The organism is Bradyrhizobium sp. NBAIM08, assembly GCF_020193935.1.
Lineage (GTDB): Bacteria > Pseudomonadota > Alphaproteobacteria > Rhizobiales > Xanthobacteraceae > Bradyrhizobium > Bradyrhizobium yuanmingense.
In genome coordinates, this window is sequence record NZ_JADYVR010000212.1 from 1 (window position 1) to 464 (window position 464).

1 pseudogene is annotated in these 464 nt (G+C 64.0%); it reads right to left on the bottom strand.

What is annotated here, in order from left to right:
• Nucleotides 1-464 (bottom strand): annotated as a pseudogene (locus I6F37_RS39165) (exodeoxyribonuclease I); the annotation flags it as partial.

A 464-nucleotide genomic window follows, 5' to 3' on the forward strand; every position in this document is an offset into this window, starting at 1 on the left:
GGTTCCACGCCAGCAACTCGTTCTTGTTGGTCGGATGGCTGGCCAATGGCCACATCACGGCCAGACAGCCATTGTCGGTGCCGAACATGCCGGACACGTGCAGGAAGGGCCTGGCCGTTTCGCGCGTGGCGGGCATGCCGAGTTCGGCGGCCACGCGGTCCTTCTTGCGCAGGCCGAGCGCAAATTCGAACAGCTTGGGCTGCCGGTCGCGGATCAGACGGGCCAGCGCGATGGTGGCGCGCACGTCCGACAGCGCATCGTGCGCGGCCTCGTGCAGCAAACTGTTGGCACGCGCCAGGTCTTCGAGCTTGAAGCTGGGTTTGCCGTCTTCCTTGGTCGGCCATTCAATGCCTTCGGGTCGAAGTGCGTACGTGAGGCGCACGACATCGAGCAAGTCCCAGCGCCCGCACTCGTTTTGCCATTCGCGCGCATACGGATCGATCAGGTTGCGCCAGAACATGAAG